This is a genomic window from Amycolatopsis sp. NPDC004747 (assembly GCF_053601335.1).
Window position 1 is genome coordinate 237,397 of record NZ_JBSGBQ010000001.1, and the last position, 19,069, is coordinate 256,465.

At 73.0% G+C, this 19,069-nt stretch carries 15 protein-coding genes and 1 pseudogene; 10 read left to right on the forward strand and 6 right to left on the reverse strand.

What is annotated here, in order from left to right; translation table 11 throughout:
• Positions 1 to 81 precede the first annotated feature (81 nt).
• Positions 82 to 1,257, reverse strand: coding sequence for a CaiB/BaiF CoA transferase family protein (locus ACWEGE_RS00950; protein ID WP_449658390.1), 1,176 nt, complete (start codon positions 1,255 to 1,257; stop codon positions 82 to 84).
• Positions 1,258 to 1,406: 149 nt separating this feature from the next.
• Between ACWEGE_RS00950 and ACWEGE_RS00955 the strand changes: the two genes are divergently transcribed.
• From ACWEGE_RS00955 to ACWEGE_RS00970, 4 genes and pseudogenes are all read left to right on the forward strand, one after another.
• A complete protein-coding gene (locus tag ACWEGE_RS00955) occupies positions 1,407 to 2,348 on the forward strand; it encodes a substrate-binding domain-containing protein (RefSeq protein WP_449658391.1) in 942 nt (313 codons plus the stop codon).
• A 173-nt stretch (positions 2,349 to 2,521) separates the two neighbouring features.
• Positions 2,522 to 3,415 (forward strand): hypothetical protein, encoded by an 894-nt coding sequence (locus ACWEGE_RS00960; protein WP_449658392.1) that lies wholly within the window; start codon positions 2,522 to 2,524, stop codon positions 3,413 to 3,415.
• A 6-nt stretch (positions 3,416 to 3,421) separates the two neighbouring features.
• Positions 3,422 to 4,108 (forward strand): hypothetical protein, encoded by a 687-nt coding sequence (locus ACWEGE_RS00965; RefSeq protein WP_449658393.1) that lies wholly within the window; start codon positions 3,422 to 3,424, stop codon positions 4,106 to 4,108.
• Positions 4,087 to 4,821: pseudogene (locus tag ACWEGE_RS00970) on the forward strand (inositol monophosphatase family protein); the annotation flags it as partial. The gene ACWEGE_RS00965 and the pseudogene ACWEGE_RS00970, both read left to right, overlap by 22 nt.
• 117 nt (positions 4,822 to 4,938) lie before the next feature.
• On the opposite strand, the gene ACWEGE_RS00975 reads toward ACWEGE_RS00970, so the two are convergent.
• Positions 4,939 to 6,150 (reverse strand): SLC13 family permease, encoded by a 1,212-nt coding sequence (locus ACWEGE_RS00975; protein WP_449658394.1) that lies wholly within the window; start codon positions 6,148 to 6,150, stop codon positions 4,939 to 4,941.
• 124 nt (positions 6,151 to 6,274) lie between these two features.
• On the opposite strand from ACWEGE_RS00975, the gene ACWEGE_RS00980 reads away from it, so the two are divergent.
• From ACWEGE_RS00980 to ACWEGE_RS00990, 3 genes are read left to right on the forward strand one after another with little or no spacing between them, the layout of a single operon-like run.
• Positions 6,275 to 11,995, forward strand: a complete 5,721-nt coding sequence (locus tag ACWEGE_RS00980; protein ID WP_449658395.1) for a WD40 domain-containing protein — start codon at positions 6,275 to 6,277, stop codon at positions 11,993 to 11,995.
• Between the two features lie 59 nt (positions 11,996 to 12,054).
• A complete protein-coding gene (locus tag ACWEGE_RS00985) occupies positions 12,055 to 13,377 on the forward strand; it encodes a M20/M25/M40 family metallo-hydrolase (protein WP_449658396.1) in 1,323 nt (440 codons plus the stop codon).
• Entirely contained in the window at positions 13,377 to 14,258 is an 882-nt protein-coding gene (locus ACWEGE_RS00990) for an alpha/beta fold hydrolase (RefSeq protein WP_449658397.1), read from the forward strand. The genes ACWEGE_RS00985 and ACWEGE_RS00990 overlap by 1 nt, the downstream gene beginning before the upstream one ends.
• A 2-nt stretch (positions 14,259 to 14,260) precedes the next feature.
• Here the strand turns inward: ACWEGE_RS00990 and ACWEGE_RS00995 are convergent, their stop codons facing one another.
• The gene (locus ACWEGE_RS00995) at positions 14,261 to 14,950 is read right to left on the reverse strand and encodes a methyltransferase domain-containing protein (RefSeq protein ID WP_449658398.1); all 690 of its coding nucleotides are present in this window, start codon (positions 14,948 to 14,950) and stop codon (positions 14,261 to 14,263) included.
• A 28-nt stretch (positions 14,951 to 14,978) separates the two neighbouring features.
• On the opposite strand from ACWEGE_RS00995, the gene ACWEGE_RS01000 reads away from it, so the two are divergent.
• The 3 genes from ACWEGE_RS01000 to ACWEGE_RS01010 are packed head-to-tail and all read left to right on the forward strand — an operon-like array spanning position 14,979 to position 16,711.
• Positions 14,979 to 15,356 carry a MerR family transcriptional regulator gene (locus tag ACWEGE_RS01000; RefSeq protein WP_449658399.1) on the forward strand — a complete coding sequence of 126 codons (378 nt, stop codon included), beginning with the start codon at positions 14,979 to 14,981 and terminating at the stop codon, positions 15,354 to 15,356.
• A 31-nt stretch (positions 15,357 to 15,387) separates the two neighbouring features.
• Entirely contained in the window at positions 15,388 to 15,975 is a 588-nt protein-coding gene (locus tag ACWEGE_RS01005) for an ArsR/SmtB family transcription factor (RefSeq protein ID WP_449658400.1), read from the forward strand.
• 1 nt (position 15,976) lies between these two features.
• The gene (locus tag ACWEGE_RS01010; protein WP_449658401.1) at positions 15,977 to 16,711 is read left to right on the forward strand and encodes an SRPBCC family protein; all 735 of its coding nucleotides are present in this window, start codon (positions 15,977 to 15,979) and stop codon (positions 16,709 to 16,711) included.
• A gap of 46 nt (positions 16,712 to 16,757) precedes the next feature.
• Here the strand turns inward: ACWEGE_RS01010 and ACWEGE_RS01015 are convergent, their stop codons facing one another.
• The 3 genes from ACWEGE_RS01015 to ACWEGE_RS01025 form a co-directional block, all read right to left on the reverse strand.
• Positions 16,758 to 16,982: a DUF5703 family protein gene (locus tag ACWEGE_RS01015; protein WP_004561940.1), complete on the reverse strand. Its 225-nt coding sequence runs from the start codon at positions 16,980 to 16,982 to the stop codon at positions 16,758 to 16,760.
• Positions 16,979 to 17,992, reverse strand: coding sequence for a YncE family protein (locus ACWEGE_RS01020; RefSeq protein WP_449658679.1), 1,014 nt, complete (start codon positions 17,990 to 17,992; stop codon positions 16,979 to 16,981). The genes ACWEGE_RS01015 and ACWEGE_RS01020 overlap by 4 nt, the downstream gene beginning before the upstream one ends.
• A gap of 98 nt (positions 17,993 to 18,090) precedes the next feature.
• Positions 18,091 to 19,059 (reverse strand): aldo/keto reductase, encoded by a 969-nt coding sequence (locus ACWEGE_RS01025; protein WP_449658402.1) that lies wholly within the window; start codon positions 19,057 to 19,059, stop codon positions 18,091 to 18,093.
• Positions 19,060 to 19,069: the final 10 nt, after the last annotated feature.

The following is a 19,069-nucleotide window of genomic DNA, read 5'->3' on the forward strand; positions in this document are numbered from 1 at the left end:
TGATCACGCACCTCCGGCGCCGGGAGCCCTTACCCGCCGGGTCCTGGGCGGCGGGGCATTCGGTGTCCGTCGCGAACCGGGCTACACCGCTCCTTGGCGGCGAAGGGCCGCCGCGTCGAAGCCGAACTCCGTCAGCACCGCGTCCGTGTGCTCGCCCAAGGCCGGGACCGGGTCCATCCGCGGCGCCCGGCCGGTCATCGCGATCGGGGGCAGCGTCGCCCGGATCGTCCCGGCGGGCGTCTCGACGTCCGTGAAGCGGTCACGCGCGGTGAGCTGGGGGTGCGCCAAGACCTCCGGCAGGTCGCGGCGACGCGCGTGCGCGATGCGGCCTGCCGTCAACCGGCCCTCGAGCTCGGCGCCGGTCAGCTCGGCCAGGATCGCGTCGATCTCGGCTTCCAGCTCCGCCCGGTGGGCGACCCGCGCGCTGCCCGTGGCGAACCGGGCGTCGGTGACCCACTCCGGGCGCGCGGTCACGTGCTCGCAGAACGCCGCCCACTCGCGGTCGTTCTGCACCGCCAGCACCACCTCGGTCCCGTCGCCCGCGGCGAACGTGCCGTACGGTGCGATCGCGGCGTGGCTGGTGCCCGTCCGCGGTGGCGGCGTCCCGCCGTAGCCGGCGTAGTACAGCGGGAAGCCCATCCATTCGACCAGCGAGTCGAACAGGCTGACCTCGAGTTCGGTGCCCTGCCCCGTGCGCTCGCGGTCGTACAGCGCGGACAGGATGCCGGAGAAGGCGTACATCCCGGCGCCGATGTCCGCGGCCGGGATGCCGCTCTTGGCCGGCTCCGCCGCGGAGCCGGTGACCGACACCAGCCCCGCTTCGGACTGGATGAGCAGGTCGTAGGCCTTCGCGTCGCGATAGGGCCCGGTCGAACCGTACCCCGACACCGAGCACGTGATCAGCCGCGGCCGCGTGGCGCGCACCGCGGCCGCGCCCAGCCCGAGCCGCTCGGCGACGCCGGGCGCGAAGTTCTGCACGAACACGTCGGCGCGGTCCAGCAGCGCGGCCAGCACGCCGGCCGCCGCGTCGCTCTTGAGGTCGAGCGTGACGCTCTCCTTCGACCGGTTCAGCCACACGAAGTGGCTGGAAAGGCCGTGCACGGTTTCGTCGTAGCCGCGGGCGAAGTCGCCGGTGCCCGGCCGCTCGATCTTGAGCACCCGGGCCCCGAGGTCGGCCAGGTGCCGGGTGGCCAGCGGCGCGGCGACCGCCTGTTCGCACGACACGACGGTGACGCCGTCGAGGGGCAAGGAGCGCATGGCCGCATCCTGCCACCCGGCGCGGCGCCGATCAGGACGCCGGGGACGGATCCGCTGGAGTTTCGGGCAAAACCGTTGACGCACACCGAAGCGGGCCAGCAATCTGAATCGATCAGCTGACCCCGGCGACCGGCGAGCGAGGTGCGGCGATGGGCAGGGTGCGGCAGGCCGACATCGCGCGCGTGGCGGGGGTTTCCCAGGCGACGGTGTCGGTGGTGCTCGGCGGCAACCGCACCGGGGTCCGGCTGGCGGAGGCGACGCGGCTGCGGGTGCTGGAAGCCGCCCGGCGGCTCGGGTACGCCGATCCGCTGGCGAAGCGGCCGGCGTGCCACGACCTCTTCGGGATCTGCGCCGCCTCACCGGCCTTCGAAGCGCACCAGGCGATCCTGGCCGGCATCGCGGCGGAGGCGGCCGCGCTCGGCAAGGACCTCATCATGTTCGCGGCGGCCGGCCCCGCGCTCGTCCGCCGCGCCCGGCTCGCCGACGGCTGCCTGTTCTTCGGCGGCCCCGTCCCACCGGAACTGCTCGCCGCCGGGTTCCCGATCGTCCACATCGGACACTGTGCGGACCTGGGCCGCCGGGTGCCCTGCGTCGACGCCGACCACGCGTCCGCCGCGGCCGAGGTGTGCACCCGGCTGCGGCAGGCGGGGCACCGGCGGATCCGCTACCTGCGCGAGCCGGCGGACACCCCGGCGGCGCGCGAGCACGAGCGCGGCGTCGGCGCCGAGCCCGGCTCGGTGGTCCGCACCGACGGCACCGGCCTCGCGACGGCGATCCGCGGCTGGCTCGCCGAAGGGGTGACCGCGCTGGTCGTCGAGGAGGCGCTGTTCGCCCCGGTGCAGCGGGCCTGCCGAGTGGCCGGCGTGGAGATACCCGGCGACCTTTCCCTCGCGGTGCTGGGCCGCCCGCCGTCCGGGACCGCCGGCCCGGAGGTGAGCGGCTTCAAGGTGCCGCGGCGCGCTGTGGGCCGCGAGGCGGTGCGGCTGCTGGCGTCCGTGGTCGACACCCGGGCAGGTGAGCACCGGCTGCTCACCTGCCCGCCGGTGGCCGGCGCGACGATCGCGCCGCTTCGGGACAGCGCGCCGTTGTAGCCGGGCAGCTCGAGGGTCCGCTCGGCGTGCCCGGCCGCCTTCGGATTCCCCTCGATCGGCCACCGGAGCGGTTCGGTGCGGCGGCGGAGACGGATCCACACCCCGCCGCCGCCTGAGTGAAAGGCGGCCGTCAGGGGGTCCGCCGGGCCGATTCGATGAGTACCCTCCCGATAATGGGACGGTTCGCGGGGTGGCTCAAGAAAAACGCGGACGGCTTTTTCGCGCTGTTGATCGCGGCGACGGTCGGGCTGCTCGGGGTGCTCGACGTGCTCGGAACCGGCGAGATCAACGCGGCAATTCTGCTGACCCTCGCGTTGCTGGCGGCGACGTTGCTGCGCGACCGGAAAACGGCGGCCACCGCGCTGGCCGACCTGTCCGCGGTGCGGCTGGTCAACGGTCCCGAAGTCGGCCGGGTGCACGCCGAAGCCCACCACGAGACCGAGCAGTGGATGTTCAAGGGCGGCACCGGCACCTACCTGCGTGCGGTGACGATGAAGGAATGCGTGGAAAGCGCCCGCCGCGCGAAACGCCCGCTGCGCATGCAGATCGAGATCATCGACCCCACCGACGAATCGCTGTGCAACGAGTACGCCCAATACCGGTCGTCCCTGACGCCGGGGCCGGATCGGACCGGCGAGACGTGGACGCTGGACCGCACCCGCAAGGAATCGTTCGCGACGATCCTGGCCGCGTGCTGGTACCGGCAGCGGTTCACCTTCCTCAAGGTCGAAGTGGGCCTTTCGAAGGTGATGACGACGTTCCGCTGGGACCTTTCCTCGGTGTGGGTGATCATGACGCAGGAGGACCCGTCCGCGCCCGCGATCCTGTTCGAGAAGGGCCGGCCGCACTACCGCGCGTACAGCAGGGAGCTGGCGGCGAGCTTCGAGCAGACCCGGCAGGTCGACATCGCGCGCGCCAAGGAGCTCCGGCTGTCGGACGAGCCGACGGTGGAGGAGGCGCGCAAGCTGTTCGCCCTGCTGGAACTGGACCTGCCGGGCTCGTTCACCGATCGTGACGTCACCGACCTCGTGCGCCGGGCACTGCGGCCCAAGAATCCGTATTGGTGAGGCCGCATGTACGAGACGATCTACCGCGCACTCATGGACGGCGAGGCCGGGAACGTGGTCCCGCGCTGGACCGCAGGCGTGCTCGCCGCGGTCGCCCACGGCCGGGGTGGCCTCCGGGCGGTCCGGCACCCGCTCGGGTTCCTGTGCCTGCCGCTGGAACGTGCCGGTGAGCGGGGCATCTGCCTGCACGTCTGGAGCGAAAGCCTGACCCACGCGCGCCCGACGACCTCCTCGACGCACGCGCACAGCTGGGACCTGGTCAGCTACGTCCTCTACGGGACCTTGCGCAACGAGCTCGTCTCGGTGACCGACGCGCCGGACGAGCCGACGCACCGCGTCTGCGAAATCGGCAGCGACGAGCGCGGTGACGAGATCCGGCGGACGTCCAGCCTCGTGCGCCGCGAACGCCGATCGAGCGAGCTGTACCGGCAGGGCGACGTCTACACGCTCCCCGCCGGGGTGTTCCACGAGACCGTGGCGGAGGGCGAAGTGGCCACGGTCGCGCTGGGGAGCGGCCGTCCGGGGGCGGTCGACCTGTCGGTCGGCGCGGTGGACACCGTCACGCACCGCACGACCCGGCAGCTCTGCGACCGCGAGGAGACGGCGCTCGTCGCCGCGATGGTCGTCGAGCGGCTCGGCCGAATTCCGGAACCGCGTCCCCGGGAGGACCTATGCGAGCGAGGAAGGCCCTGAGCACGCCGGTCGATCTCGACCACGCCCGTGCCGTCGCGCTGCGGGCGGTGGAAGAGGCGGGCGCGTTGCTGTTCGCCGGGGCGAAGGGGACGCTCGGGGTCCGCACCAAGAGCACGACCGGCGACGTCGTGACGGATCTCGACCTCGCCGCGGAAGCCCTGATCGTGCGGCACATCCGGGCCGCCTTCCCCCGGCACCGGATCATCGCGGAGGAAGCGGGCCTGCTCGACGCGGGCGACGACTCGTGGGCCTGGCTGGTGGATCCGCTGGACGGCACGAACAACGTCGCCATCGGCCTGAGCGACTACGTCGTCGGCATCGCCCTGTGCCAGGCGGGCACGCCGGTGCTCGGCGTCGTGCACGACCCGGTGCGGGGGCAGAGCTGGTCGGCGATCCGCGGCCGGGGCACGTGGGGACCGGCGGGCACGCTGAAGCGGGCGCCGTACCGGACGCCGGCCCACGGCCCGGTGCTCGCCTGGGCGCAGGGCTACGAAGTCCGCCGGGACGACGTCGTCGCGCGCGGGCTGCGGGTGGTGCTGGAGTCCAGCGCCCGCCGGGTGCTGCGGCTGTGGGCCCCGCTGCTGGCCTGGGTGCTGCTGGCCCGCGGCGACATCGACGGGTTCGTCGGCTACCGGGCCGAGGCCGTCGACCTGCCCGCCGGGAGCCTGATCGCGCGGGAAGCCGGCCTCGTCGTGCACGGCTTCGACGGCGCTCCGTTCGACGAGCGCATCGGCCTCGCCCACGACCGCAGCTTCGTGGCCGGGCACCCGCGGGCCATTCCCGGGCTGCTCGAACTGGTCCGGGTCGCCGGGCGGGTCACCGTGACCGGCCTACCGGGTGAGCAGGAGCGCGGCGATGCTCACGACCAGGGCCACGACGGCCAGACCGGCGCCGTTGCGTACGAAACGGCCCATCGGGACCCGCAGTTCGTGCAGGCGGCACGACTCGAGGCACAGCAAAGTCGCCAGTGACGCCCAAGGCGTCACGATCGGTCCCACGTTGGTCCCGACCAGGAGCGCGAGCAGCTGGTCGCCGTTCCCCGGTGGCACCACGGCTTCGCCCGCCGTGTACGCCGGGAGGTTGTTGACGACATTGGACAGTGCCGCACCCGCGGCGCCGGCCCGGAACTCGCCGAGCCCGCCGCCGTCGGCGCCGATGAGCGCGGTCATGATCTCCGACAGCCCGTACCGGCTCAGGGTGGGCACGACGAGGAACAGGCCGGTGACGAACACCAGCAGCTGCCACGGGATCAGGCTCGGCCGCAGTTTCGCCCGGTCCAGCACGGCGAACGCGATGACGACGATGGCCGCCGCGACCGCGGCCGCGTAGCCGATTTCGTCCCGGATGAACGGGATGGCCAGGATGAACAGCAGGCAGGCCGCGCCGGCGACCCAGAAGAGCACCCGGCTGCGGACCCCGTCCAGTTCGACCGGGGGCGGGGGCAGGTACCGATCGCCGCCGCGCTTGCCCCGCCGCCAGTAGCACACCCACAGGAACACCATCGTGGCGGCGACCGAGGCCAGCTGGGGCGCCCACATCCGGGCGGCGAACGCGGGCGCGGCGAGCGCGACCCGGTCCGCCGCCAGCAGGTTCGTGAGGTTGGAGACCGGCAGCAGCAGGCTGGCGGTGTTGGCCAGCCAGAGGGTGGTCATGGCCAGCGGCAGCGGGGCGATCTTGGCTTTCGGCGCCAGCGCCAGGAAGACCGGGGTGAGCAGGACGGCGGTCGTGTCGAGGTTGAGCACGACGGTGGTCGCCGTCGCGAACGCCACGCAGAGCAGGAACAGGGCCAGGTAGTTGCCCTGGCCGATGAGCGCGAGGCGGGCCGCGATCGCGTCGAAGACCTGCGCGTGCCTGGCCAGCGTCGCCAGCACGATCACGCTGCCGAGGAACAGCAGCAGCGGGGCGATCCGGCTCATGCTGGCCTTGGCCTCGGCCACCGGGAGCAGACCGGTGAGCACGCACAGCACGCCCGCCGCCAGCAGGCCGATCCGGATCCAGTCGAGTGCACCCGGTTTGGCCAGGAGGGAACGCAGCCGAGTCATAGGGACATCCTGCCGGGTGCCCCGGGCGCAGTTGGCAGGTGGTCATTTCCCGTGACCCGAATGGCTCAGCACAACGTCACCGCCAGGCGGAATACTTGCTTCTATGACGTGGCGAGGCGGGCGAATGAACGAGGACTCACCGATAGATTTCTTTCTCAGTTATTCGCCTGCCGACGAGCGCTGGGCGTCCTGGATTGCCTGGCAACTGGAGGCGGCGGGACACCGCACGCTGATCCAGGCCTGGGATTTCGTGCCGGGCACCAATTTCATCGACTTCATGGATCGCGGGATCAGGGATGCCGCGGTGGTTGTCGCGGTTTTGTCGCGCAACTACCTGAAATCGCGTTACGGAACGATGGAATGGCAGGCGGCGCTGCGCACCGATCCGGGGAAGCTCGTCACGGTCCGGATCGAGGACTGCCCGCTCGACGGGCTGCTCGGCACGATCACCTACCTGGACCTGCTCGACATCGACGACGCCGCCGCGGCGCGGGCGGCCCTGCTCGGCCAGCTGCGCCACCTGCTCGCGGGCCGGGCCAAGCCGGTGACCGAGCCCGGCTTCCCCGCGCACCGGCTCGGCCCGGGGGAGGTGCTGCACCACCGGGAGCCGGAGCCGACGGTGAACCGCGAGCCGGCTCGCACCCGGCGGGCACCGGTGGCCGAGCCGACGTACCCGCCGGCCGGAGCCGCCGCGCGGCCGCGGCCGGACGGGGTGACCGTGCTGCACGTGCCCGGCCCCCGGTTCGGCCGGGGCACCGTCGCGGCCGGCGAGCCGATCGGCGCCCGGGACCTGCAGGCCAGGATCCGCGCCAACGTCAGCAGGCTCACCGACGCCGGGGTCCCGGAGCCGGACCTGATCGTGGTCAGCGGCGACCTGACGGAATCGGCCCGGCCCCGCCAGGTGGACGAGGCGCTGAGCTTCCTGACCGGGCTGCGGGTGCTGCTGGGGCTCGAACCGCACCGGATGGTCATCGTGCCGGGCGCACGGGACGTGTCCAAGGCCGCCTGCCTGTCGTACTTCGCGCACTGCGAATCGCGCGATCGCGTTCCCCAAGAACCGTTCTTCCCCAAGCTCGAGCACTACGCCGAGCTGTTCGCGGAGCTTTACCAGGGGCTCGACGGGCCGGTTTTCGACGTCGCGCAGCCGTGGACCCTTTTCGCGGTGCCGGAACTGCGGGTGGCCGTCGCGGCGATGAACTCGACGATCGCGATGAGCCACCGCCCCGAGGACGACTACGGGTGGATCGGCGAAGCGCAGGCCGCGTGGTTCGCCGAACGCATGCGGCCCTTCGAGGAGTCGGGCTGGCTGCGGATGGGGGTGCTCAGGCACGACCCGACGCCCGGTGGCAGGCTCGCCGGTCCCGATCCCGTGCTGCTGCGCGACGCCGGGCAGCTCGACGGCCTGCTCGGCCCGCACCTGAACTTCCTGCTGCACGGGCCGGGCCCGGCGCGCGCACCGGTCGACTTCCTGGATTCCGGCCTGCTCGCGGTGTCGGCCACCGCCGCGGGCCGCGACGAAATCGTCCAGGTGACCGCGGAGGGGCTTCGGCGCTTCTCGGCCTACGACGAACGTCTCGGCGAGGACAACCTGGTCCCGCGCCAGTGGCACGCGGTCGGCGGCACCTTCACCGCGCAGGCCGCGGGGTTCTCGGAGCTGGCCGAGCCGCCGGCGGAGCTCCCCGAGGAGGAGCCGCTGCGGGCGAGCGATCCGCACAGCCGCCTGCTCGACCGCGTCGCGGAGGTCTGCGCCACGCGGCACGAGGGCGCGAAGATCCGCCGCGTCGAGGCGAAGCCGCCCCACCTGCTGGTGACCCGGCAGGAGGAGGGCTTCACCCCGCAGTGGCGGGTCGGCGTCCACGTCGGCGAGCTGACCCGTGAGGTCGTCGAGGACTTCCTCGCGCACGAGCCCGGCCACGGGTCGGAACTGGTGTACCAGGGCGCGCCCCCGCCGCAGGCGCTGCGCGAGGAAGCCGCGCGCCGGGGCGTCCGCCTGCGCAGCTTCACCGAGTTCCAGGGCCTGCTCGACCTCGACGGCTACCTCGCGAAACAGACCGTCCGGCTGCACGCCGACCGCCGCTACCCGTTCGACCTGTACGTGCCGCAACGGTTCCGCGAGCTCGACCGCAACCAGCAGCAGATCCGCGACGACCTGGCCGAGGAGGTCGTGCACCTGGTCACCGGGGACCACGCGAGGTTCGTGCTGGTGCTCGGCGACTTCGGCCGCGGCAAGACGTTCGTGCTGCGGGAGGTGACCAGGCGGCTGACCGAGCGGGCGCCCGGCCTCATCCCGATCCTCATCGAGCTGCGCGAACTCGACAAGGCGCACTCCGTCGACGGGCTGGTCGCGGCCCACCTGGCGAACCACGGCGAAGAGCTGATCGACCTCAAGGCGTTCCACTACATGCTGCGCGAAGGCCGGATCGTGCTGCTGTTCGACGGCTTCGACGAGCTGGTCACCCGGGTCGCCTACGACCGGGCGGCCGACCACCTCGAGACACTGCTGCACGCCGCGCAGGACAAGGCGAAGATCATCGTCGCCAGCCGGACCCAGCACTTCAAGTCCCACGCCCAGGTGTTCACCGCGCTCGGCGAGCGGGTGGGGCTGATGCCGCACCGGCGGATCCTCGGCGTCGAAGACTTCACCCCGGCCCAGATCCGGTCGTACCTGGTCAACCGCTACGGCGGCGACGAGCGGCGGGCCGACGCCCGGCTGTCGCTGATCAGCGGCGTCCAGGACCTGCTGGGCCTGTCGAAGAACCCGCGCATGCTGAGCTTCATCGCCGACCTGGACGAGGATCGCGTCCGGGCCGCCGTGCGCGCCCAGCACACCCTCAGCCCGGCCGCGCTGTACCGCGAGATCCTGCAGTTCTGGCTCGGCCACGAAGCCGCCCGGGCGAGCGGCGGCCCGGGTGCGCCGGGCGGGCTCGGGGTCGACGACCTCTGGCTGGCGGTGACCACGCTCGCCCTGCGGCTGTGGGAGTCCGGCGAGTCCTACGTGCCGCTGGCGGAGCTCACCGAGGTCGCCGACACGCTCGCGGGCCTGGCCGGCGGGCGTCTGTCCCGCCACCAGACCGCGCACGCGATGGGGTCCGGCAGCCTGCTCGTGCGCACCGAGGAAGGCCTGTTCGGCTTCATCCACAGCTCCGTCGTGGAGTGGCTGGTCGCCAACGCGATCGCCGGGCGGTTCTACGGCGGCTCGGCGGCGCCGCCGGAGCTGGCGCAGCGCCAGCTTTCCCAGCCGACCGTCGACTTCCTCTGCGACATCGCCGAAGCGAAGGCCTGCCAGGCCTGGGCCGACCAGGTGCTCCACGACCCCGACGCCGGCGACGTGGAACGGACGAACGCGATCAAGGTGAGCACCCGGCTGCGGACGCCCGCCACCGCGGACCTGCGCGGCGCGTCCCTGACCGGTGAGGACCTCTCGTACCGGGAATTCGAGGAGGTCGACCTCACCGGCGCCGACCTCACCGGCGCCCGCCTGGTCGGCACCAACCTCAGCCGTGCGGTGCTGCGCGACACCCGGCTGGTGGCGGCCCGGCTCGACGAGGCCCGGCTCGAGGGTGCGGACCTGCGTGGCGCGGACCTCAGCCGCGCCAGGTTGTCGCGCGCCGACCTCACCGGGGTGAAGCTGACCGGCAGCCGGTGGCGCCGGGCCGCGCTCATCGCCGCGACCGGCGTCCCCGACCTGCGGGACGCGCCCGAGCTGCGCGGCGCCGCGATCGCTCCCGGCCAGCCCGTCGACACCGAGCTCGCGCCCGCCTCGATCGGGGTCCGGCACGGCTTCCACGCCGAGCTCGGCCGGCTTCCCCAGGTCGTCGACTACAGCCCGGACGGCGCCACGCTGGCGATCGGCAGCGACGACGGCGGCGTGCTGATCTGCGACAGCGCGACCGGGCTGCCGCTGCGCACGCTCCAGGGTCACCGCGACCGGGTGTTCGCGGTGACCTACGGCGAGGATTTCCTGGTCACCGGGTCGGCCGACGGGCGGGTCCGCGTCTGGGACCCGGCGACCGGCAGTCGGCTGCGGACCCTGGAGGGCCACCACGAATGGCCGTGGCCGCTGGTGATCGGCCCCGGCGGTGCCGAGCTGGTGACCGGCGACGCCGACGGGGTGCTGCGGCTGTGGGACCTGGAGACCGGCGACCTCCGCCACGCCTTGCCCAGCGGCCTCGGCTTCGTGTTCAGCGCCGCCTTCCACGGGCAGCTGCTCGCGGCCGCGTACCGCGACGGCAGCGTCCGGCTGTGGGACAGCGCGAGCGGCGCGTCGCTCGGTGAGCTGACGGGCGCGATGGGCTCGGTGTACCGGGTCGCCTTCAGCCCGTCCGGGGACCTGCTCGCCACCGGCGGCCAGGGCGGGGCCGTCCGGCTGTGGGACCCGGCGACCGGGCACCGGATCGCCGATCTGCCCGGGCACACCGGCGGGGTCTACACGCTCGCGTTCCACCCGCACGAACGGCTGCTGGCGACCGGCGACACCGACGGCAACGTGCGGATCTGGGACCTCGCGACGCGGAAGCTGCGCTTCCCGCTGACGCGGCACCGCGCCGCGATCTACTGGGTCGAGTTCAGCCCGTCGGGCCGGCTGGTGGCCACCGGCGACAGCGCCGGCCTGGTGCTCCTGTGGGAGACCGCGACCGGCGAGATCCACCGCAAGCTGACCAGCCACACCGGGTCGGTGTGGCCCTTCGCGTTCCGCCCCGACGGCGCCCAGCTCGCCGTCAGCGACGACCAGTTCACCACCCGGCTCTGGGATCCGGCGAGCGGCCTGTGCCGCCACACGCTGTCCGGCCACGGGCGGCAGGTCACGAAGGTGCGCTTCGACGCGACCGGCTCGATGCTCGCGACCAGCGGCAACGACGGCGTCGCGCGGCTGTGGGACCCCGTGACGGGCAAGCAGCTGCAGCGGCTGTTCGGCTCGGAAGACCGCCTGTTCACCGTGGAGTCCGCCATCTTCAGCCCGGCCGCGGCCCGGCTGGCGACCGTGACCAACGACGGCAGGCTGAACCTGCGCAACCTCGAAACCGGCCGGTACGAGCGGCACATCGCGGTCGAGTCCGCGCCGATCTGGGCGGTCGCGTTCAGCCCGTCCGGCGACGAGCTGGCCACGGCGAACGACGACGACACGGTCCGGCTGTGGCACCGCACGACCGGGCGGATGCTGCACACGCTGGCCGAGCACCGCGGCCGGGTGCGTTCGATCGCGTTCAACGGCGACGGGACGCTGATCGCGACCGGGTGCGACGACTCGAAGGTCCGGCTGTGGAGCGCGTCGACGGGCAAGCTCGTCCGGACGCTGGACGGGCACACCGACCGGGTCTACTCGGTGTCCTTCGGCGACGGGCTGCTCGTCAGCTCCTCGTGGGACTCGACGGCGCGGGTGTGGGAGGTCGCGACCGGCCGGACCCGGCACGTGCTGACCCGCCACCTCGGCCGCCTGTGGGCGTCGGCCTTCTCGCCGGCGGGGGACCTGCTGGCCACCGCGGGCGACGACCTCGCGATCCGCCTGTGGGACCCGGAGTCCGGGACCCACCTGCACACCCTGATCGGTCACACGCGCGCGGTCTGGTCGCTGGCCTTCAGCGCGGCCGGGGACCTGCTGGCCAGTGGCGGCGACGACGGCACGGCCCGGCTCTGGTCCGTCGGCGGCGACCGGCCCGAGGCGAAGGTGGCGCTGCTCGGGCTGCCCGAAGGCTGGGCCGCGCTGGCCCCCGACGGCCGGTACAAGTTCGAAGGCGACGTCGGCGGCCAGTTCTGGCACGTGATCGGGATGACCCGGTTCGAGATGGGCGAACTCGAGCCCTACATCCGCGACGTCCGCAGGCTCGGGCCCGACGTCCCGTTCTGAGCGGTCGCCGGAGTTCCCACGATCAGCGCGCGCGGCGGCGCGAATGATAGGAATGCCCGGTGACCGAACCGAACCTGATCGAAGCCGCCGCGGCCGAGGCCGTCACGCTGACCAGCGAGCTCATCCGCATCGACACGACCAACACCGGCGATCCCGAAACGCTGGTCGGCGAGCGGGCGGCGGCGGAGTACGTGGCCGAAAAGCTGACCGACGCCGGCTACGAGATCACCTACGTCGAGTCGGGCGGCAAGAACCGGCACAACGTGATCGTCCGGCTCGAAGGCGCCGACCGGTCCCGGGGCGCACTGCTCATCCACGGTCACCTCGACGCCGTGCCCGCCGATCCCTCGGAGTGGTCGGTCCACCCCTTCTCCGGCGCGATCCAGGACGGCTACGTCTGGGGCCGGGGCGCGGTCGACATGAAGGACATGTGCGCGATGGCGCTCGCGCTGGCCCGGCACTACAAGCTGAACAACGTCGTGCCGCCGCGCGATCTGGTCTTCGCCTTCCTGGCCGACGAGGAGGCCGGTGGCCACTACGGCGCGCAGTGGCTGGTGGAGCACCGCCCGGAGCTGTTCGAGGGCGTCACCGAGGCGATCAGCGAGGTCGGCGGCTTCTCGATCACCCTCAAGGACGACGTCCGCGCCTACCTCATCGAGACGGCGGAAAAGGGCATCCGCTGGATGAAGCTGCGGGTGCGCGGCACCGCCGGGCACGGCTCGATGATCCACCGCGACAACGCGGTCACCAAGCTGGCCGAAGCCGTGGCGAAGCTCGGCAACCACCGGTTCCCGCTCGTGCTCACGGACTCGGTGCGGGAGTTCCTCGCCGGCGTCACCGAGCTCACCGGCTGGGACTTCCCCGAGGACGACCTGGAGGGCTCGGTCGCCAAGCTGGGCAACATCTCCCGGATGATCGGCGCGACCCTGCGCGACACGGCCAACCCGACCATGCTCACCGCCGGCTACAAGTCGAACGTGATCCCTTCGGTCGCCGAGGCCGCGGTGGACTGCCGGATCCTGCCGGGCCGCCTGGAGGCCTTCGACCGCGAGCTCGACGAGCTGCTCGGCCCGGACATCGAGAAGGAGTGGATGGAGCTCCCGCCGGTCGAGACCACCTTCGACGGCGCGCTGGTGGACGCCATGAGCGCCGCGGTCCTGGCCGAGGACCCGGGCGCGAAAACGCTGCCGTACATGCTCTCCGGTGGCACCGACGCGAAGTCGTTCCAGTACCTCGGCATCCGCAACTTCGGCTTCGCGCCGCTCAAGCTGCCCGCGGACCTCGACTTCTCGGCGCTGTTCCACGGCGTCGACGAGCGGGTCCCGGTCGAGGCGCTGAAGTTCGGCACCCGCGTGCTGGACCGGTTCCTGCGCACCAGCTGATGACCGGGTTCGCGCTCGCCGACGGCACGCTCCTGCAGGTGATCCGCAGGGGCGACCCGGCCGCGCCGGTGACCGTGGTGTTCGTCCACGGCTACGCGCTCGACCAGCGCAGCTGGGGCCGGATCGCGCCGCTGGTGCCGGCCGCGGCCGACGGGCCGGTGGCCGTGCTGACCTACGACCAGCGCGGCCACGGCGGCTCGGGGCGGGCGCGGCGCGGGACCGCGACCATGGCCCAGCTCGGCGACGACCTCGCCGAGCTGCTGGCGCGCGAGGTGCCCGAGGGCCGGGTGGTGCTGGTGGGCCACGACATGGGCGGCCTGGCCATCATGTCGCTGTCCCAGCGGCATGCTTCGGTGTTCGCCGAGCGGGTTTCCGGGTTGGTACTGCTCGCGACCTCGTCGGGCACGCTGGCGGCCGAGGTGTCGGCGACCTGGCCGAACGCCCTGGGGAAGCTGGCCCGCGACCTCGAGGCGGTGCTCGGCTCGAAGCTCTTCGGCGTCGTGCGCGAACACACCAGCCGGGCGGTCAGCGCGGGCCTGCGCTGGTGGCTGTTCGGCGACGACCCGGACCCGGAGTTGGTCGAACTGACCGTGAAGATGGTCCGCGGCAACTGGCCCCACACCGTGTCCCTGTTCCGCCCGGCGATGGACGCCTACGCGCGCGACGCGGCCTTGACGCAGGTCGCCGACCTGCGCGTGACGGCGATCGTGGGGGAGCGGGACCGGATCGTCCGGGCGTCCGATGTGGAGCAGTGGGTCCGCGGCCTCGGCAACGGCACGGCCGTGGTGCTGCCCGGGGTCGGGCACGTCGTGCCGCTGGAGGCCGCGGCCCAGGTGCTGCCGCGGGTGGTCGCGCTGGTCAACGCGAGTCTCCGGAGCTGAGCTCAGCCGGGGCGGGTGCCGGTGGCGAGGAACATCGGCACGGCGACGAACAGCCGGTCTTCGCGGGCGCGGGTGGCCTGCTCCGCCAGCCAAGCTCCGTCGCCGCCGAGGTTGGCCAGCACCGGCAAGGCCGCCGCGTCGGTCCAGACGATCGTGTGGACCTCGATCGTGACGTCGGTGAACCCGCTGTCCAGCAGGAGGTTGCGGTACCGCCGGGCGATCCGCGGGTGGGGCATGCCGTCCGCGCGCGCGTGGACGATCGACCGGGTGCGCGCGGGGTCGTCGGAGTCGATGACGATCGTGTCCCAGTCCTGGCCGGTGAGCACCGCCCGGCCGCCCGGGGCCAGGACGCGGCGGGCCTCGGCGACCGCGCGCACGGGGTCGGGGAGGACGTGCAGGACCTTGTCGGCGCGGTAACCGGTGACCGAGCCGTCGCCGAGGGGCAGCGCGGTGGCGTCGGCGACGTGGAACTCGCCGTCGGGCCGGCGTGCGGTGGCGACCTCGACCATGGCCGGGTCGGCGTCGACGCCGATGGCGCGCACCCCGCGCGCGGCCAGTTCGCCGACGGCTCGCCCGCTGCCGCAGCCGACGTCGACCACGGTGCCGCCGAGCGCTCGGTAGGTACGTTCCCGCAGGTCGACGGCTTGCGGGCGGTCGTCGAGGGCGTCGAGGAGGGAGAGCAACGTGGACATGGCGCCCATCCTGCGACTTAATGCCGGGATGAAGTCAATCGGCGAAGTGGCGGCCCGGTTCGGGCTCCCGGCCCACGTGCTGCGGTACTGGGAAGCGGAAGGGCTGCTGACGCCGGCCCGGGTGGGCACCCGGCGCCGCTACACCGACGCGGACGTGCGGCAGGTGGCCGCGATCCTGGTCGCCAAGGAGGCCGGGTGGGAGCTCGCGGACATCCGCTCGATGCTGACCGACCGGTCCGCGGCCGGCCGGGCGGCGATGGCGGCCCGCCAGCGTGCGCGGTTGCGGACCCGGATCGCCCGGGCGCAGGCCGCGCTGGAGCTGCTGGAGGGCGACTGCACGCATGACGACCTCATGGCGTGCCCGCACTTCCAGGGCCTGCTCGACCGACAGCTCGATCGTTCTTGACAACTTCTCTGTTCGGCTGGATGCTGGGCCCATGTTTCCCGTGGCGGTGATCGAAGACGCGGCGGCGGCCGAGGTGTCGCTGGACCCGGTCCGGGCCCGGCTGCTGGCCGAACTGGCCGAGCCGGCCTCGGCGACGATGCTGGCCGCGCGCGTCGGCCTGCCCCGCCAGAAGGTGAACTACCACCTGCGGGCACTGGAGAGCCACGGCCTGGTGGAGCTGGTGGAGGAACGCCGCAAGGGCAACGTCACCGAGCGGATGATGCGGGCGACGGCGGCGTCGTACGTCATCTCGCCGACGGCGCTGGCCGCCGTGCAGCCGGACCCGGCCCGCTCACCGGACCGGCTCTCGGCGCGGTGGCTGCTCGCCGTCGCCGGCCGGCTCGTGCGCGACGTCGGGCTGCTCATCACCGGCGCGGCCAAGGCTAAGCAGCGCCTGGCGACCTTCGCGCTCGACGGCGAGGTGCGGTTCGCCTCGGCCGCCGACCGGGCCGCGTTCGCCGAGGAGCTGGCGGCCGCGGTCACCACGCTCGTCGGGAAGTACCACGACGAGACGGCCGAGAAAGGCCGCTCGTACCGGGTGGTCGTCGCCGTGCACCCGAGCGTCCCGGAGGAGTCCTGAGGTGGGGTACGAGTTCGAACTGACCGACGTCGCCGAGGTCGGGGCGACCCCGGAACAGGTCTGGGAAGCCATCGCGACCGGGCCGGGGATCGATTCGTGGTTCATGGGCCGCAACGAGGTCGAAGGCGGCACCGGCGGCACGGTCCGCGGCGCCTTCGGCGGCTACCGGCCCGAGTTCCGGATCCGCGAATGGGACCCGGCGGCCAAGCTCGCCTACGGCAGCGACACGGCACCGGACGGACGGCGGATCGCCTACGAGTTCCTCATCGAGGGCCGCGGCGGCGGCAGCACGGTGATCCGGTGCGTCACCAGCGGGTTCCTCCCGGGCGACGACTGGGAGGACGAGTTCGAGGCGATGACCACGGGCGGCGAGCTGTTCTTCCGCACGCTGGTCGAATACGTGACGCACTTCGCGGGCCGGACGGCGACACCGGTGACGGCCTTCGGGCCGCCGGTGGGGGACTGGGACGAGGCGTGGACGCGGCTCGGCCGGGCGCTGGGCCTGGCGGCGCGGCCCGTCGAGGGCGACCGGGTCCGCATCGGCCAGGAACAGGAGGGCATGGTCTACGCGGTCAACGACCAGACAGCCGGCGTGCGGACACCGGACGCGATGTTCCGGTTCGTGCGCGGCTTCCAGGGCGCGATGGTCGCCTGCCACCACCTGTTCACCCCGGGTGCCGACGCCGACGCCGAAGAAAAGACCTGGAGCGACTGGCTGCACCACGTGCTCGGCTGACAGCCCGGCGGCCGCGCACCGGACCCGGCGGCGTCACCCCGAACCGCTAGGTCGGCAGGGCGCCGGGAAGGCTCTGCGCCGTCTTCTTGCGGCGCAGCCAGACCCGGCGCGTGCCGTCGGCGTAGAGCCGCACCGTCCGCAGTTCCCAGCCCGCGAACTCCGCGTGGATGGAGAGCTGGATCGCCGCCGCACGCCGGGACACGCCCGGGGGGAGGTGCAGACGGCGATACTCCCAATCCCCTTCGACCACCGCCTCGCTGACCGCTGTCATGGCTGGATCACCTGGGTCCCTTCTCCCGCGGCCGAGCCGACGATCACCCGGCCGCTCTTCTCGTCCACCCCCACCGAGTCCGGCTGGCGCACGGTGGGGAACCGGTACTTCTCCACGGGCTCGCCGCCGCGGACGTCGAACCCCACCACCTCGTTCCGCTCGGTGAGCGTCACCCACGCGAGGCTGCGCGTGGCGTCGTAGGCGATCCCGTACGCCCCACCGGGCACCGGGTAGCGCTGCTTCAGGATCAGCGGGCCCGCCGAGAACGCCAGCAGCGCCCCCGCCCGCACATCGGTCACCAGCACCCGCCCGTAGGAGTCCGCCACGGCGTTCGCGGCACCGTCACCCGCCCGCAGGCCCTCGCCGACCTTCCCCGCGGCGACGTCGACCGAGAAGACCGCGGTCCGCAACCGGTCCAGCACCACCACACCGCCGCCGGTGTCGACTACGTCGTCGGCGCTGTAGAGCTGCCCGCCGATCGTCCGCGCCGGACCCGCCGCCGTCAGCACCCGGATGTCCTTGCCCGCCCCCATCGCGACCAGCCGATCGGCCCCGTAGACGATGCTCGACGCCGGCTGCCCGCCCGTCTGCGTCTCGGTCAGCTTCCGGTCCGGCAACGTCAGCTCCTGCACCACACCCCGACCGGGCTCGGCGATCTCCACCCGCCCCGGCGTCACCGTCAACCGGGACGCCGCACTGTATAACGACATATTCACCGGGGGTGACGCGAGCGCGTTCAGGTCGTACAGCTGCAAAGCCGGTGGTGAAGAAACCGCAACGACGAGGGTCGCCGTCTTCGGGTCGACGGCGACGGCCGACACCGAGCCCGAACCGAGCACCTGACCGGCGGGCTTCACGGTGACCGCGGGGGAGACGGCAGGCCGGGCCGCGGTGGGGTTCGCCACGATCTGCAGGTCGTCGGAGGTCGATTTGGCCGACGAACAGCCCGAGAGCACCAGGGCACCGGCGAGCGGGAGCGCGATCCACGACACGGCGGCGAGCCGATGCACGTTGCGGCCTCCAGGCGTCCCTCGGCGGTTGGTCTTCACCAGCATGCTCCTTGATCCCCGTGCCGTCACGTGCGTGTCACCGAACAGACACCTGGCGCTCACCGGGGCCAGCGTTCGGGGTAGCCGACCTCGATCGCGCTGACGTCGTCGAGCGCGGACCGGATGGCGGGCGGGAGGGTGATGTCCTCCGCCGTCAGCGAGCCGGTGAGCTGGCCGGTGTCGCGGGCGCCGACGACCGGGGCGACGACGCCGGGCCGGTCGCGGACCCAGGCCAGCGCGACGGCGAGCGGGGACGTGCCGAGCCCGTCGGCGGCGGTGGCGACCGCCTGCACGATCCGGGCCGCGCGGTCGGTGCGGTGGTGCTCGACGTACCCGGCGTAGGCGCTGTTCGCGCCGCGCGAGTCGGCGGGGGTGCCGGTGCGGTACTTGCCGGTCAGCACGCCGCGGCCGAGCGGAGCCCACGGCAGCAGCCCGATGCCGTGGTGCGCGGCCGCGGGCACCACTTCGCGGTCCACCCCGCGCTCCAGCAGCGAGTACTCGACCTGGGTGGAGACGATCGGCGCGAGCGCCGAAGCGCCGGCGGCCGCGGTGGCCAGCTGCCAGCCCGCGTAGTTCGAGACGCCGACGTAGCGGACCTTCCCGCTGGTCACGGCGTACTCGAGGGCGGAGAGCGTCTCGGCGAGCGGGACGCAGTCGTCCCAGGCGTGCAGCTGCCAGAGGTCGATGTGGTCGGTGCCGAGCCGCTTCAGCGAGCCGTCGAGCGCGGTGAGCAGCGCGCCGCGGGAGGCGCCGCCGCCGAACGGGCCGTCGGTGCGCTTGGCCACGGCCTTGGTCGCGAGGACGACGTCTTCGCGGGGCACGAGGTCGCCGAGCAGGGAGCCGAGCACCCGTTCGCTCTCGCCCTCGCCGTAGATGTCGGCCGTGTCCACCAGGGTGCCGCCGGCGTCGACGAAGGCGACCAGCTGGCTGGCGGCCTCCTCCGCGTCCGTGTCGCCACCCCAGGTCATGGTGCCGAGCGCCATACGGGAGACGCGCAGTCCCGAGCGGCCGAGCAGTCGCTTTTCCACGACCGCCGAG